At 53.8% G+C, this 23843-nt stretch carries 11 protein-coding genes and 3 pseudogenes; 11 read left to right on the top strand and 3 right to left on the bottom strand.

The window, feature by feature from the left end; all coding sequences use genetic code 11:
• Positions 1-50: 50 nt before the first annotated feature.
• On the top strand, positions 51-770 hold the full coding sequence (arcA, locus tag KDD30_RS01990) for a two-component system response regulator ArcA (protein WP_211647149.1): 720 nt from the start codon (positions 51-53) through the stop codon (positions 768-770).
• A 249-nt stretch (positions 771-1019) separates the two neighbouring features.
• On the opposite strand, the gene arcB is transcribed toward arcA, so the two are convergent.
• Both arcB and KDD30_RS01980 read right to left on the bottom strand, forming a co-directional pair.
• Positions 1020-3386 carry an aerobic respiration two-component sensor histidine kinase ArcB gene (arcB, locus tag KDD30_RS01985; RefSeq protein ID WP_211647148.1) on the bottom strand — a complete coding sequence of 789 codons (2367 nt, stop codon included), beginning with the start codon at positions 3384-3386 and terminating at the stop codon, positions 1020-1022.
• Between the two features lie 39 nt (positions 3387-3425).
• Positions 3426-5237, bottom strand: a complete 1812-nt coding sequence (locus KDD30_RS01980) for a diguanylate cyclase domain-containing protein (protein WP_211647147.1) — start codon at positions 5235-5237, stop codon at positions 3426-3428.
• A 683-nt stretch (positions 5238-5920) separates the two neighbouring features.
• Between KDD30_RS01980 and gltB (KDD30_RS01975) the strand changes: the two genes are divergently transcribed.
• The 8 genes and pseudogenes from gltB (KDD30_RS01975) (at position 5921) to KDD30_RS01940 (ending at position 21635) form a co-directional block, all read left to right on the top strand.
• A complete protein-coding gene (gltB, locus tag KDD30_RS01975) occupies positions 5921-10474 on the top strand; it encodes a glutamate synthase large subunit (protein WP_211647146.1) in 4554 nt (1517 codons plus the stop codon).
• The gene (locus tag KDD30_RS01970; protein ID WP_211647145.1) at positions 10467-11939 is read left to right on the top strand and encodes a glutamate synthase subunit beta; all 1473 of its coding nucleotides are present in this window, start codon (positions 10467-10469) and stop codon (positions 11937-11939) included. Before gltB (KDD30_RS01975) ends, KDD30_RS01970 begins: the two co-directional genes overlap by 8 nt.
• Positions 11940-12322: 383 nt before the next feature.
• Positions 12323-16785: pseudogene (gene gltB / locus KDD30_RS01965) on the top strand (glutamate synthase large subunit).
• 13 nt (positions 16786-16798) lie between these two features.
• On the top strand, positions 16799-18208 hold the full coding sequence (locus KDD30_RS01960; RefSeq protein ID WP_211647144.1) for an FAD-dependent oxidoreductase: 1410 nt from the start codon (positions 16799-16801) through the stop codon (positions 18206-18208).
• Between the two features lie 163 nt (positions 18209-18371).
• Positions 18372-19073, top strand: a complete 702-nt coding sequence (gene mtnN / locus KDD30_RS01955) for a 5'-methylthioadenosine/S-adenosylhomocysteine nucleosidase (RefSeq protein ID WP_211647143.1) — start codon at positions 18372-18374, stop codon at positions 19071-19073.
• A pseudogene (locus tag KDD30_RS01950) lies at positions 19073-20028 on the top strand (cobalamin biosynthesis family protein). The gene mtnN and the pseudogene KDD30_RS01950 overlap by 1 nt, the downstream one beginning before the upstream one ends.
• Complete coding sequence (gene btuF / locus KDD30_RS01945) at positions 20025-20876, top strand: vitamin B12 ABC transporter substrate-binding protein BtuF (RefSeq protein WP_249199174.1); 852 nt, start codon at positions 20025-20027, stop codon at positions 20874-20876. The pseudogene KDD30_RS01950 and the gene btuF overlap by 4 nt, the downstream one beginning before the upstream one ends.
• 136 nt (positions 20877-21012) lie before the next feature.
• Positions 21013-21635: pseudogene (locus tag KDD30_RS01940) on the top strand (TRIC cation channel family protein).
• Position 21636: 1 nt separating this feature from the next.
• Here KDD30_RS01940 and KDD30_RS01935 read toward each other — a convergent pair.
• Positions 21637-22233 (bottom strand): DedA family protein, encoded by a 597-nt coding sequence (locus tag KDD30_RS01935; RefSeq protein WP_211647142.1) that lies wholly within the window; start codon positions 22231-22233, stop codon positions 21637-21639.
• Positions 22234-22401: 168 nt separating this feature from the next.
• On the opposite strand from KDD30_RS01935, the gene KDD30_RS01930 reads away from it, so the two are divergent.
• The gene (locus tag KDD30_RS01930; protein WP_211647141.1) at positions 22402-22818 is read left to right on the top strand and encodes a VOC family protein; all 417 of its coding nucleotides are present in this window, start codon (positions 22402-22404) and stop codon (positions 22816-22818) included.
• 24 nt (positions 22819-22842) lie between these two features.
• Positions 22843-23832: a questin oxidase family protein gene (locus KDD30_RS01925; RefSeq protein WP_211647140.1), complete on the top strand. Its 990-nt coding sequence runs from the start codon at positions 22843-22845 to the stop codon at positions 23830-23832.
• Positions 23833-23843: the final 11 nt, after the last annotated feature.

The following is a 23843-nucleotide window of genomic DNA, read 5'->3' as shown; positions in this document are numbered from 1 at the left end:
AAATATTCTATGTTAGACCAGTTTCCGTTTTGAGTAATTAGGTACTGCCAATGCAAACCCCTCACATTCTAATTGTAGAAGACGAGCAAGTCACCCGTAACACCCTGAAAAGCATCTTCGAGGCTGAAGGGTACACAGTTTTGGAAGCCAGTGATGGTGCTGAAATGCACAAGATACTGTCAGAACATTCTGTACACCTGGTCATTATGGATATCAACCTGCCAGGTAAAAATGGTCTGCTGCTGGCTCGTGAACTGCGTGAGCAAGGCGATATGGCGTTGATGTTCCTGACCGGCCGCGATAATGAAGTCGATAAAATTCTGGGTCTGGAAATTGGTGCGGATGATTACATCACGAAACCTTTCAACCCTCGTGAGCTGACCATTCGCGCTCGAAATCTGCTGACCCGCGCCATGAGTCAGGGCTTGGCGGCTGAAGATCGTCGTCTGGTGGAGCGTTATGAATTTAATGGCTGGTCTCTGGAGCTCAACAGCCGCTCTCTGGTCAGTCCAAGTGGTGATCAATTCAAGCTGCCACGTTCTGAGTTCCGTGCGCTGCTGCATTTCTGCGAAAACCCGGGCAAAATTCAGACCCGTGCAGAACTGCTGAAGAAAATGACCGGTCGTGATCTGAAACCACATGACCGCACCGTGGATGTCACGATTCGCCGGATTCGTAAGCACTTTGAATCTGTCTCAGACACACCGGAAATCATTGCCACGATTCATGGCGAAGGTTACCGCTTCTGCGGCGATATCGAAGAGAATTAATCCTCACTTCGGTCGATTCGCATCAAAAAAGCGTCGCAATTGCGACGCTTTTTGCTTTGTCAGATGGTGAACTCAGTCGCTGCAACTTATACCAATCGCAGTAAATCACTGGTCATCCTAGCTTGTTCAAATGCTCGATAACTGCGTTAGATTTTTTGATTGTAGAATCACGACTTAGCTAAAAAATCCGCCTTGTTCTCAAACATTTTTTCTGCGCTATTTCTGATCACTGACTGACTTTGATTGGTATTACTCTGCCGCTTTACTTTCCAGCCACCCCTTCAGCAAGTTCAGATCGTTCTGATAGCTGTTTTTGATCTCATCCACCCAGTCTTCAATGTTTTCCCACCAGGCTGGCAGCTCAGGCGATTGCGCTTTCTGCGCCACCTGCTGAATTCGTTTCAAGCCTATCGAACCGGCTGCACCTTTGATTTTATGGGCTTCAAACTTAATGCCATCCTTGTCCTTGGCCGTCATATTAGTATCCAGAATCGACAAGTATTCCGGCATCATTTTTTCAAACATCTCAATCGAGTCGAAGACAGGCTTTGTACCCACAATGTCCACGTAAGAACTCAGCATCTCAAAATCGAGTAACTGACTCAGGGTGTCTTCGCTCATCTTCGTTTCCTCGCTATTCACTGGTTGAGACGCTTCGGATGTCGGTGTCGTGTTGTCTTGCAATGCCAGGTGCTGAATCACCGTATTCATGGCTTTCACACTCAACGGTTTGCTGATGGCATCATCCATTCCCTGCTCCAGATATTCTCCTTTGTCTTTAATAACATTGGCCGTCAACGCCACCAGCGGAGGCAGGTTCCGGTAACGGGCCCGCAGCACCTTGGCAATTTCAAAGCCGGTCATATCCGGCAACTGAATATCCAGCAACACCAGATCATAATCTGCCGGCTGGAACAGCTCGAGGGCTTCATCCCCCCGCATGGCCACTGTAACCTGATGACCTAATCCTTCCAGCAGCGCTCGGGCCACCGTAATATTCAGCTCAATATCTTCAACCATAAAAATACGCAGGGAGCGCTGAGACAGCACAGGCGTTTCTTCATCTTCGGTGATTTGCTCCAGCACAGGCACCCGGATGGTCACGGTAAAGGTACTGCCCTCGCCCACTTCTGACGTGACCTGAATATCACCGCCCATCATATTGACCAACTGACGCGAGACCGCCAGACCAATGCCTGTGCCTACAGCGTGCAGATTGTCCTGCCCTTGCTTGACCTGATAGTACATGGCAAAGACCTTATCCAGTTCAGATTCGGGGATCCCAATGCCGCTGTCTTCGATTTCAAAGGTGATTTCAGCCTGCTGATCATCAACAAGGTCGCTGCTCACCGACAGGATCACCCCTCCTTCCTTGGTGAATTTGGTGGCATTGCTGATCAGATTCCACAACACCTGACGTAACCGGGTGCCATCGACCTGAATAAAGGGCGGTAAATCCGTCAGTTGTTCCAGATCAAAACGCAATCCTTTCTGCTCGGCCATCAGCCCGGAGATATTGCCCATCTCTTCAATAAAGGCATCAAAATCAAGCGGTGCCGGCAACAGTTCCAGACGACGGCGGTCCGACTTATCCATATCAATGATGTCATTGAATATATTGCCAAGGGTGATAGCACTGACATAAATCGTCCGCATAAAACCGCGCTGCTGTTCATCCAGACGGCTGTCGAGCAGCATGCGGCTCAGCCCGACAATCCCGTTCAGCGGGGTACGCAATTCATGGCTGATGGTCGAGATAAAGGCCGTTTTGTCGCGGCTGGCTTTTTCCTGCGCTTCCTGGTACTGCTTCCGCTCCGTGATATCCCGGCCAAACCCCATCAGGCCAAGTCGACGACCATCACGGCTGTAAAACGGTACTTTTCGCAGTTCAAAAATGGCTTTGCGGCCATCCGGATATTCCAGCCACTGTTCATAGGTCAGCGAGATATTCTGGGTAAAGACCTGCTGATCCGTTTCAACAATCTTACTGGCCACTTCTTCACTGTAAACATCCCATGGCGTCAGGCCGACCAGCTCTTTTTCGGTTTTTCCGGTCAATTCGGCCATAGCCCGGTTACATCCCGAAAACTCATTGTCTTCGTTGCGGTAATAAATCAGATCAGGCGAGGCATCCAGGAAAGATTTCAGTAACGCACTCTGCTCGGCCAGCTCCAATTGCGCACTTTCACGCTGAGCCACCTCGTTCTCCAGATCTTCCATCGCTGTGCGGCGTTCTTCTTCAGCTTTGATTCGTACTTCGATCTGCTGATTGAGCTGGGTAATATTATCTTTCAGTTGCTTATTCAGCGTCAGATCGCGTGAGCGCATCTCTTCCAGCTTGGTCACCAGCTTAGACAAACGCTGGCGGGAATCTTCCAGCTGATCAACTACCACAGACAAGAAATACACCGCCCAGGGCGTAATGAGTAAGCCAAAGAATACAGAGCGGACAATGTCGATATTGAGCACTTCGCCCTGCAGTGCGAGCGTCACGCCAACTTGTACCACGACAGCCAGTGCAACCAGCGCTAGTGCCAGCAACAGGCTGAAACGCACAATGCCCAGTTTCACCAGCAGATCCACATAGAACTGCGCCAACATTTTGATTTGTTTCATGAAGATTCCATCACAACAAAATGCTGCCCGCAGGCAGCATCAGAATTCGTCTTGTTCTGCCATCAGGCGGGTCGTGTTCCGTCCTTCGGCTTTTGCTTTATATAGAGCTTTGTCGGCCATCGCAATCAACTCACCGTAATCTTGCGTTGGCATCGGCGTCATCGTCGCCACACCGAGGCTGACGGTCATCAGATCACTGATCCCGGAGTAGCCATGGGGAATCGCCTTGTCGGCCAGCTTATCGTGAATTTTCTGGGCGACCGTTTCCCCGCCCGACAACGGCGTATTGGGCAACAGAAATGCAAATTCTTCACCGCCGTAGCGGGCAACTTCATCCGTTTCCCGGCGGATCACGCTGTCAAACACCTGCGCGACTTCCTGAAGGGCATGGTCTCCCTGCTGATGTCCGTAGTTGTCGTTATAGGCTTTGAAACTATCGATGTCGCACAGAATCAAAGTCAGGGGCTGTTGCTCACGCATATGGCTGTGCCAGAGCTTTCGCAGATGTTCATCAAAACTGCGACGGTTGGCCACTTTGGTCAGGCTGTCGACAAAGCTCAGTTCCTGCAGTTCCATGATGGCATCCGCGAGTTGCTGCTCGGCCTGTTTCCGCTCCGTGACATCTCGGGCAATCAGCAGAACGCCGGCCGAACCATCCGTCGGATCCCGGTAAGGTGATTTCACAATTTCATACCAGACCGGTTCACCCGTTTCCAAAATCACATACGCATCCGTTTTCACGGTCAGCCCTTCTTTGAGGACTTTAACATCCGACTGATAGAATTCTTGCAGCATTTCCGGATCAATCACGTTGCGGGCTGTTTTGCCAATCAATTCTTTGGCCTGGAACCCCAGAACACGGGCGAACGGCTCATTACATCCCACATAAACGCCATGTTCGTTGTACAGACCAATCGGATCCTGACTGGCATTCAGAATGGAATTCAGCAGCGTATTGCGCTGCGCGAGGATCTGCTCGGTTACTTCGCGTTTTTCAATTTCCTGCTTCAGACTTTCCTGCATTTCATGCCAGTCGGTCACATCGTGACTGATACTGAGGGTTCCCATCACCTGGCCCTCTTCATCCGTCATGGTGGTTTTATTGGTTTCCAGCAAGCGGCTCGAACCGTCCGGCGCGGTTGTCCAGGTGTGAATCACTGGCGTTTCTTCAACTCCTGTCGGATCACCCTGAATCAGACCTTCCTCCCGCCGCCCTCGCCAGAAACGGTCAAACGCCGTGTTGGTGCCAATGATATTGCCGGCCTTATCCTGAAAATACACCAATTCAGACAAGGAATTCAGCACCCGCTGGAAGATCCGCTGTTCCAGCTGTACAGACGGACTGGCGGGTTTGGCAGGCTCGGTAAAAAACAGCAACCAGGCTGACTGTAACCGATAACTCAAAAGCTGACCGGAGATCAGAACGCGAATACTTTTATGGTCGCTGATCCGGAGCGTATCTTCGACATTCTCGAACCCGGTCCCCAACTGAAGCGGCCGCAATACATCGGCCACCATATGCGTCCCAATCCCTTCCGGATAATAGTAACGGTGTCCGACTTTACTGACCCCGAGTAACGCCTGACAAGCACTGTTCGCGTAAAACAGCTTCCCGTCTTTCCTGCGGATAATGGCGGCGGCAATCGGCAAACGGGAAATCGTCGCATGCAGTCGTTTGAACGCCATCGTGCCCAGATAATGGATCAGCCAGGCACTCAGGGACGTCAGGACTGCAATTCCCAGAAGGACCAGACCGATCATGGAAAGGCTCAGTGTTTCCTCTGCTGCCCCCCAGCAGGGGAATGCGGCACAGGCAGCACCAACAAGATTCAAACTGTCTCTTTTTTGCATGTCTGTTCGTCTCCTGCAGCCTTGCTGGCAGATCCTCTGCTGTTCGCTGAATCAGCGCGTCCAAGTATTGTCGCCAATTTAACACAGTTGCAAGAAGCTGCTGCATAGGGTGAAAAATTAATATGCCAAAAAGTGATGTTTAACGTGCCATTCCTGTCAGGCACAGCAACTGATTCCACGCAATATTTCAGTCTGATCGACTATGCATCCATCAAATTGCACAGAAAGATACCAAGAAACCAACATGAAATAAAACAACTACATTTTCAAACAAAAATGATTGACATCCAAGACATCTGAAATCCAAGTAAAGCAATAATAATTCACAATCAAATATACTTTGTGAATTAAAAGTCATAAAAGTGACTATCCAGCGTATCCATTCAGCAGCAGCTACAACTAAAGTCGGATTTATTGATAGTAATTCACCCAACAGATCTGTAATATATTTTCATTGTGTGCATTATATAACCAGATGGCCATCCACTCAGGATGGCTTTCGCGTCTTCGTCATTCAGCACAATGTGTTGATGCGCAGACAAGCTGCCGCTCGTCAGGAACGACGGCAGTTCCTGCGGGCAAATCGGGCATGAGGTCCGGATGACCCATCATACGCAGGCATAAAAATAAAGAAGGAATCGCAGACGGAGGAACCGTCTGCTCTACACTGGAAGGATGTAGTTATGACAGATCATGCGTTGAATGGTCAGGGGCTGTATGTCCCTGAAATGGAGCACGATGCCTGTGGTATCGGCTTTGTCGCCCATCTTAAAAACCGCAAGTCTCACCAGGTCATCACCCAGGCTTTGGATATGCTGGCTCGAATGGAGCACCGTGGCGGTCAGGGTTGTGACCCGTGTAGTGGTGACGGTGCCGGGATTCTGCTGCAAAAGCCTCACGAATTCCTGCTGCAGGAATGCCAGAAAATTGGCCTCGCCCTGCCTGCTTTTGATCAGTATGGCGTGGGTGTCATTCTGTTTCCGAAAGACGAACACAAACGCGAACAATGCCGGGAAATTCTGGCCAGAAACGCACAACGTCTGGGCCTGAGCGTTCTGGGTTACCGTGTACTACCCACCGACAACAGCATGATTGGTGCCGATCCCCTGAGCACCGAACCTCAGTTTGAACATGCATTCGTGACCGGCGGCGCCGACATGCCTCAGGCAGAACTGGAGCGTAAACTCTATGTGCTACGTAACTACACCGTTCGAGTCTGCCTGGAAAGCGTAACTAATATCGGAGAAGACTTTTATATCAATGCCTTCTCGACCAAAACGCTGATCTATAAAGGCCAGCTCACCACAGAGCAGGTGCCACAGTATTTCCTGGATCTGCAAAACCCGGCGATGGTCAGCGCGCTGGCTCTGGTTCACTCGCGTTTTTCGACCAATACTTTCCCGAGATGGCGTCTGGCCCAGCCTTTCCGTTACATCGCCCACAATGGTGAAATCAACACCGTACGCGGTAACCTGAACTGGATGAAAGCGCGGGAAGCCCTGCTGCAATCCGACTTATTCAGTGAAGAAGAGCTGAAAATGCTGATGCCAATCTGTCAGGAAGGCGCATCCGATTCAGCCAACTTCGACATGGCGCTGGAGCTGCTGGTTCTGTCCGGCCGCAGCCTGCCACATGCATTGATGATGCTGATCCCGGAAGCCTGGCAGGAAAATCCGGCGATGGATCCGAAACGCAGGGCATTTTACCAGTATCACGCCAATCTGATGGAACCCTGGGATGGTCCGGCTTCCGTCTGTTTCACCGATGGTGTCACCGTGGGTGCAACCCTGGACCGGAATGGCCTGCGTCCGTCGCGCTATACCGTAACCAAAGACGATTTTCTGGTGATGGCGTCTGAATCCGGTGTTGTGAAAATCGAACCGGACAATATCCACTTCCGTGGCCGTCTGCAGCCGGGCCGTATTTTTGTGGCGGATCTGGAGCAGGGCCGGATTGTCTCTGACGATGAGGTCAAAGACAGCATCGCAACGGCTCAGCCTTATGACGAGTGGGTGAAAGAGAACCTGCTGCACCTTAATGATCTACCTGCCGCAGCTTACAGTCATACACAGCCGGAAGCCGAGAAGCTGTTGCATCAGCAGCAAGCCTTTGGCATCAGCAGTGAAGAAGTCAACGACATCATTCTGCCCATGGCAAATGAAGGTAAAGAGCCACTGGGCTCTATGGGTGCTGACTGGCCACTGGCTGTGCTGTCGCATCAGTCTCAGCATCTGTCGCATTACTTCAAGCAGTTATTTGCGCAGGTCACCAACCCACCGATCGATCCGATCCGTGAGCGCATGGTGATGTCGCTCAAAACCTATCTGGGTGAAGATCAGAACCTGCTGAAAGAAGGCCCGTCTCACTGTCAGAAACTGGAACTGGATTCCCCTGTTCTAAGTGATGCGGAACTGGAAAAACTCCGTGCCATCGATCAGCCGCACCTGCAGGCCAAAACGCTGGATATCGTGTTCCCTGCCAGTGACGAAACCGGCAAGCTGGAACAAGCATTGAACCATCTGTGCCAGCATGCTGAGGATGCGGTGACTGATGGCTATTCGGTGTTGATCTTAAGTGATCGGACTGTCAATTCACAGCATGCCCATATTCCGGCCATGCTGGCTGTGGGTGCCGTCCATCACCATCTGATCCGTAAAGGGCTACGTGCAAAATGCGATCTGGTGGTTGAGACCGGAGATGCCCGGGAAACCCATCACTTTGCGACCCTGATTGGCTATGGTGCGAATGCGATCAACCCGTACCTTGTCACCGAGACCATCGTATCTTTGCAGCAGCGTAAGAAGCTGGATCTGGCGACGCCTGTTGACACTTATTTCAACAACTTCCGTAAAGCCGTCAATGGTGGCCTGCTGAAGATCTTCTCGAAAATGGGGATCTCCACATTGCAGTCTTACCATGGCGCGCAAATCTTCGAAGCACTGGGGATCAGCAAAGCCGTAGTCGACAAATTCTTCACCGGTACCGTCTCCCGGATTCAAGGGCTGACACTGGACGACATCGCCAAAGAAGTGCTGATCCGTCATCGCGTCGGCTATCCGCTGCGTGACATTCCATTGCAAATGCTGGATGTCGGCGGGGTTTATCAATGGAAACAACGGGGCGAAAAGCACCTGTTTAACCCAACCACGATTTCCCTGTTGCAACAGTCTACCCGTGGCAAAGACTACAACCAGTTCAAAGAATACTGTCACGCAGTCGACAGTCAGGGCGATCATGCTGCCACCCTGCGCAGCCAGCTGCAGTTTCACACCGACCCAAGCCACAGCATCCCGCTGGCAGAAGTCGAGCCGATTGAGAAGATCCTCAAGCGATTCGCCACCGGTGCGATGAGCTTTGGTTCAATTTCCTACGAAGCCCACTCAACACTGGCCGTAGCCATGAACCGGATTGGCGCCAAATCGAACTCCGGTGAAGGCGGTGAAGATCCAGCTCGTTTTGAGAAGAAAGAAAACGGCGACTGGGAGCGCTCCGCCATCAAGCAGGTCGCCTCAGGCCGCTTTGGTGTCACCTCTTACTATCTGACCAACGCCGATGAGCTGCAAATCAAGATGGCTCAGGGGGCCAAGCCAGGCGAAGGGGGTCAGTTACCGGGCGATAAAGTCGATGACTGGATCGGCGCGACCCGACATTCGACGCCGGGCGTCGGCCTGATCTCGCCGCCGCCGCATCACGATATTTATTCGATCGAGGATCTGGCGCAGCTGATTTATGACCTGAAGAACGCCAACCGCAAGAGCCGCGTCAACGTCAAACTGGTTTCGGAAGCTGGTGTCGGCACCATTGCATCCGGGGTTGCCAAAGCCAAAGCTGATGTGGTGCTGATCGCCGGTTTCGACGGCGGTACAGGGGCATCACCTATCTCATCCATTCGTCATACGGGTCTGCCATGGGAGCTGGGTCTGGCGGAAACGCATCAGACACTGCTGAAAAACGGCCTGCGAAACCGCATCGTGGTCCAGAGTGACGGTCAGATGAAAACACCAAGAGACCTTGCTGTTGCCACCTTACTGGGTGCTGAAGAATGGGGCGTCGCAACCGCCGCTCTGGTGGTGGAAGGTTGTATCATGATGCGTAAGTGTCATAAAAACACCTGTCCTGTGGGCATCGCGACGCAAAACAAGACGCTGCGTGAGCGCTTCGACGGTCGCGTGGAAGACGTGGTGACCTTCTTCCAGTACATGGCGGAAGGCCTGCGTGAAATCATGGCCGAGCTGGGTTTCCGTACCATTGATGAGATGGTCGGTCAGTCACAGCATCTGAAAATCCGCGACAACATTGGCCACTGGAAATACAAAAATCTGGATCTGAGCCCGGTTCTGCATCTGGAACCGGCGCGTGAGGCAGACGGTGTTTACAACCAATGCAGCCAGAATCACCATCTGGAAGCCGTACTGGACCGCCAGCTGATTGATGTTGCAGAGCCAGCGCTAACGCGGGGTGAAGCGGTCAATGCCACGTTCCCGATCACCAATATTGACCGCAGCGTGGGCACCATGCTGTCGAACGAAATCTCCAAAGTCTACAAAGATGCCGGTCTGCCGCAGCCGATGCATGTGAAATTCAACGGCTCCGCTGGCCAGAGTCTGGGCGCATTCCTGGCGAAAGGTGTGACATTTGAAGTGGAAGGCGATGCCAACGATTACTGGGGCAAAGGCCTCTCTGGCGGTCAGCTGGTGCTCTACCCGGATGCAAAATCTGACTTAATTGCCGAAGACAATATCATTGTCGGCAACGTCTGCTTCTATGGCGCAACGTCGGGTGAATCTTTCATCCGCGGTAAAGCCGGTGAGCGTTTCTGTGTCCGGAACTCCGGTGCCCGTGTGGTGGTTGAAGGCGTGGGTGACCATGGCTGTGAATACATGACCGGCGGCGTGGCTATCATACTGGGTCAGACCGGCCGTAACTTCGCAGCCGGTATGAGCGGCGGTGTCGCCTATGTCTGGGATCAGTTCAACGACTTTGAAAGCAAGCTGAACGATGAACTGGTGGATCTGGACCCGCTGGACAATGAGGACATTGGACTGCTGAAGGACATGCTCACCCGTCACCAGCAACTGACGGGCAGTACCGTCGCGGCAACTTTCCTCGGCAACTTTGAGGACAACCTCAAACATCTCGTGAAAGTCATGCCACGTGACTACAAAGCCGTGCTGCAAAAACGCAAAGCAGCGGCGGAAGTACAGAACAAGGAAGCACTGGAGGTGAGCCATGGGTAAGGCAACCGGATTTCTCGAACACGGCCGCGAACTGCCGTCGAAAATTGCCCCTGAAGTCCGTATTCAGGACAACAAAGAATTCGTGCTGAACAACGAATTTGGCAGCAAAATTGGCACACAGGCATCTCGCTGCATGGACTGCGGCGTGCCTTTCTGTCACAACGGATGTCCAATCGGGAATATCATTCCTGAATTCAACGATGCGGTCTACCGGGACAGCTGGGAAGAAGCCTGGCATATCCTGAGTTCGACCAACAACTTCCCGGAGTTCACCGGGCGGGTTTGTCCGGCGCCCTGTGAGAGCGCCTGTGTTCTGGGGATCAATCAGGATCCGATTACCATCTGTAACATAGAGAAGACCATCGTTGAAACCGCATACCGTGAAGGCTACGCAAAGCCAAAAACCCCGCGCAGCCGCACCGGCAAAAGCGTGGCGATTATCGGCTCCGGCCCGTCAGGGCTGGCAGCAGCTGAACAGCTCAACAGCGCCGGCCACACCGTTACCGTCTACGAACGGGACGAAAAAATAGGCGGCCTGCTGCGCTTTGGTATTCCGGATTTCAAACTCAGCATGGCTGTGATTGACCGGAAACTGGATCTGATGGCACAGGCAGGCATCAAATTTGTGGTGAATGCGCACATCGGCGTGGATATTGACGCCCGTGAACTGCGCAAACAGCACGATGTCGTGCTGCTGACCGGTGGTTCCACGGTTCCGCGCAACCTGCCGATCCCGGGCCGGGAGCTGAACGGCGTGCACTTTGCAATGGCGTTTCTGGGTCAGAACAACCGCCGCGCCAACAACATGGATCTGAAAACTGCAGAAATCCATGCCGCGGGCAAACATGTGGTCGTCATTGGTGGCGGTGACACGGGCTCTGACTGTGTTGGTACCTCGAACCGTCACGGCGCAGCCAGCATTACTCAGGTCGAAATCATGCCGACGCCGCCTGAAAAGCGTCCGGCGAATCAGCCCTGGCCAGCCTATCCGATGATTATGCGCACCTCGACTTCCCATGAAGAAGGCTGCGATCGTTACTGGAATATTCTGACCAAAGAATTCATCGGCAACGATGCGGGTCAGCTGACGGCCCTGCGCATCGCGGATATCACCTGGAATCAGGCCAAACCGGGTGAACGTCCGGGCTTCACCGAAGTCCCGGGTTCTGAGCGTGTGATTCCCTGTGATCTGGCATTCCTGGCCATGGGATTCCTGCATCCGGAACCGCACGGTGTGCTGGCCCAGCTGGACATTGCACTGGATGAACGCGGGAATGTCGCGACGCAGGGATTCTCGACCAGTCAGCCTGGCGTATTTGCTGCTGGCGATATGCGGACCGGGCAGTCACTTGTCGTGCGATGCATCAATGAAGGCCGGGAATGTGCCCGCGAAATTGATGCTTACCTGATGGGTGATTCTAAGCTGGAAGCGAAAGACCATTCACTTATGCTGTCAGAATCCTAATTCAACTGGATATTATCCTAAAATTATTAGCCAGCTCCTGCGAGCTGGCTTTTTTATTTAAAATGAATCAGTGTTTTATCCTTTTTAACAGGATTTTAACCCAGACCTGAAAACGGCTGAGTTTTACCGCAAAAAAGTCATGATTTACGGCCTCCCAATTGTAAACAAAATATTTCAAAAAAATATTAATCCGATACAAATCATACAGATAAATTAATGACTTTGAATTATTCAGAATTTATGACCAGAATTAAAGAAAATTTGACCTTTTTGTAATTTGCCGTTAGTTTGAAAGGCTGCTGGAAGCAAAGGTGACAATCAGGGAGATTGTCATAATTATGCAGTAACCCTGCTCAAAGGAGCAGGCGCAAGGGAGAGTTGCAATGACACTGTATGACCCAAAGCTGGAAAAAGATAACTGTGGTTTCGGCCTGATCGCCCATACAGAAGGCGAAGCCAGTCACAAGTTGGTCCGCACAGCAATATCGGCCTTGGATCGTATGACACACCGTGGCGGCATCGCTGCTGATGGCAAAACCGGTGATGGCTGCGGCCTGTTAATGAAAAAGCCGGATAGCTTTTATCAACTCATGGCAAAAGAACAGGGCTGGACGCTGGCCCGTGAATATGCCATCGGTATGCTGTTTTTAAGCCAGGATCCTGTACTGGCTGAGAAATCCCGCACGATTATCCAAGAAGAGCTCAGCAAAGAAACCCTGTCGATTGCAGGCTGGCGAGATGTGCCGGTCAACCCGCAGGTTCTGGGCCCAATCGCAAAAGCCTCATTACCAGCCATTGCGCAGGTGTTTATTAATGCCCCGGCGGGCTGGAAACCCCGGGACGTGGATCGTCGTCTTTATATTGCCCGTCGCCGCATTGAGCAACGCATTCAGGACGATCCGGATTTCTATATCTGTAGCTTGTCGACTCAGGTCACCGTCTACAAAGGGCTGTGCATGCCCGCAGATTTGCCTAAGTTTTACAAAGACTTAGGCGACCTTCGTCTGGAATCTTCGATTTGTTTGTTCCACCAGCGTTTCTCGACCAATACCCAGCCGCGATGGCCGCTGGCGCAGCCATTCCGTTATCTGGCTCACAATGGTGAGATCAATACCATTGCCGGGAACCGCCAGTGGGCCCGTGCCCGTGGGTATAAATTTGCTTCACCCCTGTTACCGGATCTGGCAACTGCTGCCCCCTTCGTGAATGAAACCGGATCAGACTCCTCCAGCCTGGATAATATGCTGGAACTCTTCCTGTCTGGTGGCATGGATCTCTTCCGTGCGATGCGGATGCTGGTGCCGCCGGCATGGCAGAATCACCCGGATATGGATCCGAAGCTCCGCAGCTTCTACGACTTCAACTCCATGCACATGGAGCCCTGGGATGGCCCGGCCGGGATCGTCATGTCGGACGGCCGCTATGCGGCCTGTAACCTGGATCGGAACGGCCTGCGCCCGGCTCGTTATGTGATCACCAAAGACAAACTGATCACGCTGGCATCCGAAGTCGGTATCTGGGATTACGCGCCGGATGAAGTGGCCGAGAAAGGCCGCGTCGGTCCGGGAGAGCTGCTGGTCATCGATACAAAATTCGGCAAAATCTGGCATTCAGCCGACATTGATAAAGATCTGATGGGCCGCCATCCCTACAAAGAATGGCTGGATACGCATGTGCGCCGTCTGGTGCCCTTTGAAGACATGGGTGACGATCAGGTCGGCAGCCGTGAAATGTCTGCCGATGAGCTCAATACCTATCAGAAACTCTTTGCCGTCTCGCGCGAAGAGCTGGATCAGGTGCTGCGTGTCATGGGTGAAATGGGTCAGGAAGCCACTGGCTCTATGGGCGACGATGCCCCGATGGCGGTGCTGTCTTCCAAAGAACGTCTGGTGTCTGACTACTTCCGCCAGATGTTTGCACAGGTCACCAACCCACCCATCGATCCCTTACGTGAAAAACACGTGATGTCACTGGCGACCTGTATCGGTCGTGAAATGAATGTGTTCTGCGAAACCGACGGCCACGCGCATCGTGTTGCTTTCAAATCGCCGATCCTGCTGTACTCCGATATGGTGCAATTGCTGGGGCTGGATGATCAGCACTATCGCAATAACATCCTGGATATGAACTACGACCCGGCCGAAAAAGACCTGAAACAAGCCATTGTTGATCTCTGTGATCAGGCTGAGCGTCTGGTTCGCGGCGGCACTGTGCTGGTGGTTCTGTCAGACCGGGGCATCAGCGACGAGAAACTGCCCATTCCGGCGGCCATGGCTGTGGGTGCAGTTCAGACCCGTCTGGTGAATGCCAACCTGCGCTGTGATGCAAACATCATCGTGGAAACCGCAACTGCGCGGGATCCGCATCAGTTCGCTGTGCTGCTCGGCTTCGGTGCGACCGCCGTTTATCCTTATCTGGCGTATGAGTCACTGGCGCAGCAGATCGACAGTGGTGCGATCAACAAACCGTACCGCGAAGTCATGCTGAACTTCCGCAACAGTATCGACAAAGGTCTCTACAAGATCATGTCGAAAATGGGGATCTCAACCGTTGCATCCTACCGCTGTTCACAGCTGTTCGAAGCCGTCGGCCTTCATGCCGATGTGGTGGAACTCTGCTTCAAAGGCGTGTCCAGCCGGATCCAGGGAGCGAACTTCGACGACTTCCAGCAAGACCTGTTTAACCTGTCACGTAAAGCCTTTGTCAAACGGAAGCAGATTGACCACGGTGGCCTGCTGAAGTTTGTGCATGGCGGTGAGTTCCATGCCTACAACCCGGATGTGGTCACCACACTGCAAAAAGCAGTCAAAAGCGGCAAGTACGAAGACTATCTGGACTTCGCCAAAGTGGTGAACGAGCGTCCGGCTGCGACCCTGCGTGACTTACTGAAACTAAAAATGTCTGAGAACCCGATTGACGTCGCCAACGTTGAAGCAGCAACTGAGCTCTACAAACGCTTCGACTCCGCTGCGATGTCGATCGGCGCCCTGAGCCCGGAAGCACACGAAGCACTGGCCATTGCCATGAACCGTCTGGGCGGGTTCTCCAACTCCGGCGAAGGCGGCGAAGATCCGCGCCGATTTGGGAACGAACGGAACTCCCGGATCAAGCAGGTTGCGTCCGGCCGCTTCGGCGTAACACCACATTATCTGGTCAATGCAGACGTCATTCAGATCAAAGTGGCGCAAGGGGCGAAACCTGGTGAAGGGGTCAGTTGCCGGGTCACAAAGTGACGACGGAAATTGCAAAGCTGCGTTATGCAGTCCCCGGCGTGACGCTGATTTCTCCACCACCGCACCACGATATTTATTCGATTGAGGATCTGGCTCAGCTGATTTTCGACCTGAAGCAGGTCAACCCGAAAGCCATGGTCTCGGTCAAACTGGTTTCAGAGCCGGGCGTTGGCACCATTGCCACAGGCGTGGCAAAAGCTTACGCCGATCTGATCACGGTCTCCGGCTATGACGGCGGGACAGGTGCCAGCCCGCTCACCTCAGTGAAGTACGCGGGCAGCCCGTGGGAACTGGGTCTGGCAGAAACACAGCAAGCGCTGGTCGCCAATGGTCTGCGCCATAAGATCCGCCTGCAGGTGGATGGCGGCCTGAAAACTGGTCTGGATGTGGTCAAAGCGGCCATTCTGGGCGCCGAAAGCTTTGGCTTCGGTACCGCCCCTATGGTCGCGCTGGGCTGTAAGTATCTGCGAATCTGTCACCTGAACAACTGTGCAACCGGTGTTGCCACACAGGATGACACCCTGCGCCGGGACTTCTTCAAAGGTCTGCCAGAGCAGGTGATGAACTACTTTATCGGTCTGGGTGAGGAAGTCCGTAACCTGCTGGCCGAACTGGGGGTTGAAAAACTCACCGATCTGATTGGCCGGACCGATCTGCTTGAAGTGGTCAATGGTTTCACTGCCAAGCAGAGCAAGCTGGACCTGAGTGGCCTGCTGCATGCGCCAACGCCGGTGGCAGGGAAAACACTATACTGCAGTGAACCCAATACACCATTCGACACCGGCGCCCTGAACCAGAAACTGGTCGAGCTGGCCTTACCGGCCATCGAAGCACAAACCGGTGCGGATCTTTATCTGGATGTGCGCAACACCGACCGTTCCGTAGGTGCCCGCCTCTCCGGCGAAATTGCCCAGCGTTACGGGAATCAGGGCATGGCAGCCAATCCGGTGAATGTGTACCTGTCCGGCACGGCGGGTCAGTCGTTCGGTGTCTGGAATGCCGGCGGTCTGAACCTTTATCTGACCGGCGATGCCAACGACTACGTTGGTAAAGGCATGACCGGGGGGGTGATCACCATCCGTCCGCCAGTGGGCTCGGCGTTTCAATCGCACGAAGCCACGATTATCGGCAACACCTGTCTTTACGGGGCAACGGGCGGGAAGCTGTTTGCCGCCGGTAAAGCCGGCGAGCGATTCGGTGTCCGGAACTCTGGCGCGATTGCCGTTGTGGAAGGTGCCGGTGACAACGCCTGTGAGTATATGACCGGCGGGATTGTCGCGATTCTGGGCCATACCGGCGTCAACTTCGGCGCGGGCATGACCGGGGGCTTCGCTTATATTCTGGATGAAGTCGGCGATTTTGCCGGCCGGGTGAACCCTGAGCTGATCGAAGCCCTGCCATTGCAGGATCTGGCGATTCATCAGGAACACCTGCGGGGTCTGATTGACCGTCATCTGGAAGAGACGGGTTCAAGCCGTGCACAGGAAATTCTGGCCAACTTTGACCAGTGGATCCCGAAATTCTTCCTGGCTAAACCGAAGTCGGCAGATGTGAATACACTGCTGGGTCACCAAAGCCGCTCAGCTGCTGAGCTACGCGTTCAGGCACAATAAGGGAGGGAATCCAATGAGTCAGAACATTTACCAATTCATCGATGTTGAGCGTGTTGATCCGCCAAAGAAGCCGATTGAAGTCCGTAAAATCGAATTCGTCGAGATTTACGAACCTTTCACGCAGCAGCAGGCCAGCGCTCAGTCTGACCGCTGTCTTGACTGTGGTAACCCATACTGTGAATGGAAGTGCCCGGTACACAACTACATTCCGCAGTGGCTGAAACTGGCCAATGAAGGCCGGATTCTGGAAGCGGTTGAATTGTCGCATCAGACCAACACCCTGCCGGAAGTCTGTGGCCGGGTGTGTCCTCAGGACCGTCTGTGCGAAGGGTCCTGTACTCTGAATGACGACTTTGGTGCTGTCACCATCGGGAATGTCGAAAAGTACATCACAGACAAAGCCTTCGAAATGGGCTGGAAACCGGATATGTCCGGCGTTGAGTGGACCGACAAAAAAGTCGCCATCATCGGCGCGGGTCCTGCCGGACTGTCCTGCGCCGATATTCTGGTCCGAAATGGCGTCAAACCTGTCGTCTTTGATCGCTACCCGGAAATCGGCGGCCTGCTGACCTTTGGTATTCCGTCGTTCAAACTGGAAAAAGAGGTCATGATCAACCGCCGCCGTGTGTTCACGGAGATGGGTGTTGATTTCCGCCTCAATACCGAAGTCGGCACCGATGTTCAGTTGCAGGATCTGATTGATGAATACGATGCCGTATTCCTGGGGGTCGGCACCTACAAATACATGCGTGCCGGACTGGAAAACGAAGATGCGACAGGCGTTTACGATGCCCTGCCGTTCCTGATTTCCAACACCTACCGGGTGATGAATCTGGACCAGAACGCACCGGAATATATCGATATGGCCGGTCAGCGCGTCGTCGTGCTGGGGGGCGGGGATACCGCCATGGACTGTGTCCGGACCTCCGTCCGTCAGGGAGCCAGCAATGTCATTTGTGCCTATCGCCGCGATGAAGCCAACATGCCAGGTTCACGCCGTGAGGTGAAAAATGCCCGCGAGGAAGGCGTGAACTTCATGTTCAACCTGCAACCGCTGGGCATTGAAGTGAACAGCAACGGTCAGGTCACGGGCGTGAAAGTCGTCAAAACTGCACTGGGCGAACCGGATGAAGCCGGACGTCGCCGCCCTGAACCAGTTGCAGGCAGTGAACATGTGCTGGAAGCGGATGCGGTGATCATGGCCTTTGGTTTCCAGCCACATGCCATGCCATGGCTGGAAAGCTTCGACGTCGCACTGGATCAGTGGGGCCGGATCAAAACCAGCGGCAGCCACGCCTTCCAGACCACCAACGCCAAGATTTTTGCCGGTGGTGATGCGGTGCGCGGTTCGGATCTGGTCGTCACAGCCATTGATGAAGGTCGCCGTGCTGCAGACGGGATCCTCGATTTCCTCGGCCTGTAAGGCTGTCCATCATCGAGTCGAGCGAGCGGTCTTCCGCTCGCTTTTTTATTTTTGTCCTTCAGGGATTCTCCATCTCTGTCGCCTTTTCTCTGCTGGCAGGCATTGCTACAATCTCCCCCATTCGCCGCCACAGTGCGGTTTAATTTAACGAGAGATCACATCAATGAAAATCGGCATTATCGGCGCAATGGAGCAGGAAGTTGCCATCCTGAAAGATCAGCTGGACCACTGTGAAACACTGAAAAAAGGCGGCTGTACTTTTTATACCGGCACCCTGAACGGTGCGGACGTTGTCCTGCTGCAATCTGGCATTGGTAAAGTGGCAGCGGCTGTCGGGACTGCAGTGCTGCTGGAAATCTTTGAGCCGGATGTCGTGCTGAACACAGGTTCTGCCGGTGGTTTCGACAGCAGCCTGAACGTCGGTGATGTCGTGATCTCAACCGAAGTGCGTTATCACGATGCCGATGTGACCGCATTCGGCTATGAAATCGGCCAGATGGCACAACAGCCTGCGGCTTTTCTGTCTGACGAAAAACTCATGCAAACCGCTGAACAGGCGCTGGCTCAGCTCGATGAGTCCACACACGCCGTACGCGGCCTGATTTGCACCGGCGATGCATTTGTTTGCAGCGCTGCGCAACAGGAACGCATTCGCACTCACTTCCCGCAAGTGGTTGCTGTTGAAATGGAAGCTGCCGCCATCGCGCAGGCCTGCCATCAGTTCAATGTGCCATTCGTGGTCGTCCGTGCCATTTCCGATGTCGCTGATAAAGAATCCCCAATGAGTTTCGAAGAATTCCTGCCGCTGGCTGCGAAAAGCTCTTCAGCCATGGTGGTAAAAATGGCAGCACTGCTGAACGCGTAATGAACGACTTGCTTGCGCTCCTCAATCAACATCCGACCCTGCTCGCCATGTGGGGAGCGCTGGCATTACACTGGCTGCTGCCTGTCCCGGCCAGTTTTCATCCCCTGCACACCTGGCAGCAACTGGCGATTCAGATCGCCCTGCGCGTCAATCAGGACACCGATACGCCAAGGCAGCGAATCCTCTCCGGCCTGCTGGCCTGGTCGCTGATGTGGCTGACCGTGCTGGTGTTGCTGGTTGCGTTTTATCAACTGGTCTGGTTCGACAGCCTGTTTCACCTGGTGCTGCTCTGGCTGGCGCTGGGCTGGAAAGAAAGCCGGACCTTCAGCCACCAGTTTATTCAGGCGTACAGCCGGGAGGATAAGCAAAGCTGCCGCGACTTGCTTGCGCTGGCCCTCAACCGGAAAACCGACAACTTATCCCTGCTGGGACTGGGCAAAGCCTGCGCGGAAACCCAGTTGCTCAGTTACGGACGACAGGTGGCCGGCGTGCTGTTCTGGTATGCCATTGCCGGTGGATTCGGCGCTATTTTGTATCGGCTTGCCGTGAGTCTGGCCCGCTGCTGGTCGCCCAGCCGCAGCCAGTTCCAATATTTTGGATTGCCTGCCATCCGGATTCTGGCGACGCTGGATATTATCCCGCTGCGCTTACTCGCTGTGGTGATCAGCCTGGGACAGAACAGCCGGGAGGCCTTTCGCGGCATCCGAGAGCAAGGGGAAAACTGGCAACTGCCCGGACCGGGCTGGCTGCTGACTGCGACCGGGCACAAACTTCACTTAGCCTTGGGGGGCCGGCAGTCTATGACAGCAGTAAAATGGAGCGCCCGCGGCTGGGTGGCCGGATTGCCCCGGCTGCATTACATCTGTCGCAAATCGATCGGCTGCTTCAGCAACGTCTTTGGAGCTGGGTCATGATGCAGAGTCTGTTCATGTTTCTGATGGGGAGCCTGCTGTGAAACCTGTCCGTGCTCTGCTGCTGCTCCTGTGTCTGGCTTCAACACTGGCACAAGCAACCTCAGCCAAACCGCAACGTATCATCAGCCTGGCACCGCATACCACGGAGCTGGCCTATGCTGCCGGACTGGGCGACAAACTGGTGGCCGCCAGTGATTACAGTGATTATCCGCCTGCTGCTCTGGCGCTGGAACGGGTCGCCAATCACCGGGGGATCAAGCTTGAGCGTATTCTGGCGCTGAAGCCGGATCTGATTCTGGCTTGGCAAGGCGGGAATCCTCCCCGTGAAATGGCAAAACTGACACAGCTCGGGATTGAGATTTTTTACTCTCATCCCACCAGCCTGGATGCCATTGCAGACAGTCTGGACGCACTGGGTCAGTTTGCCGACGATCCTGTTGTGGCCCGCAAAGCTGCGGCAGATTTTCGCCAGACCCAATCCAGACTGGCCGCTGCATACGGGCAGAAATCACCCGTCCGTTTTTTCTATCAGCTCGGCCACTCGCCACTGATGTCAATGTCGGGGGACAGCTGGCCCAGTCAGGTGTTCAGCCTTTGCGGCGGGCAGAATATTTTTGCCGACAGCCCGGTGGCTTATCCTCAGATTTCCAGAGAACAGGTGCTGATACGTCAGCCGCAGGCGCTTTTTGCCACCTTCGGCCACGGCGGTCCGGATCAGAGCGTGTTCAATTTGTGGCAACCCTGGCAGGAACAATTGCCGGCAGTGAAACATCAACATCTCTATCAGGTTCAGGCTGACTGGCTCAATCGCCCGACGCCCCGCGCATTAAAAGCTGCGGAAATTATCTGTAAGCAACTCGATGAAGTGCGCAAACAGACAAGCAAATAGGGTGTGAAAGAGTTCACAAAGCCAGCGCAATCTGTTGTCAGTCTTACATTTCACCGTACAATCTCAGCCGCTTTTGACCGTGATCAGTTCAGCCAGATATCGCGGTCAGTGATGACTGGCTGTATGCAGGAACCCTATGCTGATTTACACGCTTGATATGTTTGGCACCGCTGTATTTGCCATTTCCGGCATTTTACTGGCGGGCCGGTTGAGAATGGACCCGTTTGGGGTCGTGGTGCTGGCCTGTGTGACAGCCATTGGCGGCGGCACAATCCGCGATATGGCGCTGGGGGCAACGCCCGTGTTCTGGATCACGGATACCACCTATCTCTGGGTGATTTTCGGCACCTGTCTGCTGGCCATGCTGGCGATTCAGAATCCACGAAAAATGCCCTGGTACTTCCTGCCGGTTGCCGATGCCATTGGTCTGGCGGTCTTTGTCGCTATTGGGGTGGAAAAAGCCCTGCGTTTTGGCGCTTCCCCGATGGTGGCCGTCATTATGGGCGTGATCACCGGTTGTGGCGGCGGGGTGATCCGGGACGTGCTGGCCCGTGAAGTCCCGATGGTCCTGCGGACTGAAGTCTATGCCACGGCCTGTATTCTGGGGGCATTGTCCACACGCTGGGTCTGCACTTCGGGCTGGACACTGCGGTTGCGAGCCTGGGCGGTATCGCGACCACCTTGTCGATCCGTCTGGCAGCGATTCGCTGGCACTTGTCTCTGCCGACCTTCTCACTGCGAAACTCTTCATCTACCTGATTTAATTCGCAGGACGGCGTCTGCGCACCAGCCACCAGCACAGCGCCAGTCCTGCAAAAACGGCTACAGCCCAGAATCCATGCTGATGCCGCTGGTAAAATAAGCCAATCTGCCCGATTTCATCATGAAAATACGCAGGTCCCATCCCAAACACCAACAGCCAAATCCCGACCGCCAGTGTATTGCCGACCAGAAAGTGATGCTTCGGCATTTGCGCCATGCCACATCCCAGACACATCAATTGCTTCAGCCCTTCAAGAAACCGGCTGAGAATCAACCCCATGACGCCGTACTTGTCGATAAAGCGGTGCACCTTCTTGACTGAAGCGGGTTTGAGCCATCCCCGTTGTTCTACAACATGAGAAAATTTCGATCCCACCAGGTAACCGGCCGTATTCCCCAGCCAGCTGGCCGAGCCAGCCACCAGTAAGACAGAGGGCAGTGAAAACGTGCCACTCACTGATAAGTAGCTGGCGACAATCAACAAAGACTGACCGGGGGCTGGAATCCCCAGCCCTTCAACCGCGATGGCCAGCGCCAGCACTGCATAGCCGTATTCCTGCATCAGTGGCGCCAAGTCCTGTAACAGATGATCCATGCCATTCTCCAAAGATTCTGTAAGCGGATTCCATGCTATACCCAATCAAACAGATGAGAAAGTCACGACGCCATTAAATAAACAAAAAACTTTACTTAATCAGGTTTCATACTAATATGTAAACAAAATACTTTACTAACAAGTGCATCACACAAGCCAGGAGGCACCATGAAACCCTACGTTGAACATGCCAACCTCACCGTCCGTCATCTGGAAAACACGATCCAATTTCTGCAGACCGCGATCCCGGAATTTACCGTCCGCCATCAGGGACAGCAGCCAATGTACCGTTGGTGCCATATCGGCACAGATGAAACTTATCTGGCGCTGCAGGAGGTGGTTGAACGCGATGCGATTGATCGCACCCCCTACCGGGATCTGGGGATCAACCATATTGGTCTGGTCGTTGACGATGTGGCACAGGTGCGCGACCGGTTACTTCGTGCCGGATACCGGGAAAATGATTTGGAGACCAGCCATCCCTGGCGCACGCGGATTTACTTTTATGATCGGGATGGGATCGAGTGGGAGTTCACGCAGTACCTGAGTGACGCACCTTCGCAGCGCAATGATTATTCCCGGTAAACCGACACGGAAGGAGCTCTGAATATGTATTCTCCCATTCACGCCGAATGCCTGACGCTGATTGAGCAAGGGTTAGAGTTCGATCCCATTTACGGACCGGACCTGTCGAATCATTTACCCATGGCACTCATCGCATTGGCACGCTGCGGTGCCAGTCCACACCAGCTGGACCATTTTTATCAGGCCTATGCGCCGAACTTACGGCCGATCCGTCAAACGATCCCACCCCGGCACGCAACGCCAGCACTGGCGGATCGCGACAGTTTCCCGGCCTTTCTCCAGCAGTTTCGTCAACAAATCGCCCTTCAAGATGTGAATACTGTCCTGCGGGAATGGTTGCCGATCTTACTGCCCGGACTTGCCGCCAGCGCCTTTCACGCCTTGATTCGCCTCAGTTACGCGCTGGAAGCAGACAATGACGATGAAATTGCTATCGCGCTGGCTTACTGGGCCAGTGAATACCAGTCGTTAGGACAGTTAACCTTCACAGACCGTTATCGGCCCGATGAACAGCTGACCGCAGCGTATCAGTGTTTCCGTGATGTCCAGATACAGCCGTGGATCATCACCGAGCGCATTGGCGAAGTCATCGCACATCCGGACTATCAGTCGCTGGCGGCAGTGCCGGAAACCCTGAATGAAACCGAGATGGCCCGGTTGATCATTCGTGCCTACCTGGCAAGCGGGGACTTTACTCTGCTGCACGGGGTCACCGGCTTTGATGCTTTGTTGCAGCTCATGCCCTATATCGCAGATCGCAGGCAGGCACTGGCCTGTTACTGGCAGGCTTATGTCGCCGCTTTCTGTTCAGCGGAAACCATGACGCCTCTCCCGACAGAACCTGTGGCAGATATCCAACCTGAGTGGGAACGCTGGTTTGACACCGTGACCTCGCTGTCAGACGACCACACGATCAAGCTGACCTACAGTTGCAGCCGCCTGTATCAGACTTTTTCATTCAATGAGTATCTGGCCGCGATTCAGATGAAACAGGCCTCACACGAAGAACAATAAAGGAACACCGC

The organism is Photobacterium sp. GJ3, from assembly GCF_018199995.1.
In the GTDB taxonomy this organism is placed as follows: domain Bacteria; phylum Pseudomonadota; class Gammaproteobacteria; order Enterobacterales; family Vibrionaceae; genus Photobacterium.
The sequence above is the reverse complement of the archived record's forward strand: the minus strand, read 5'-3'. Positions and strand labels throughout refer to the sequence as shown.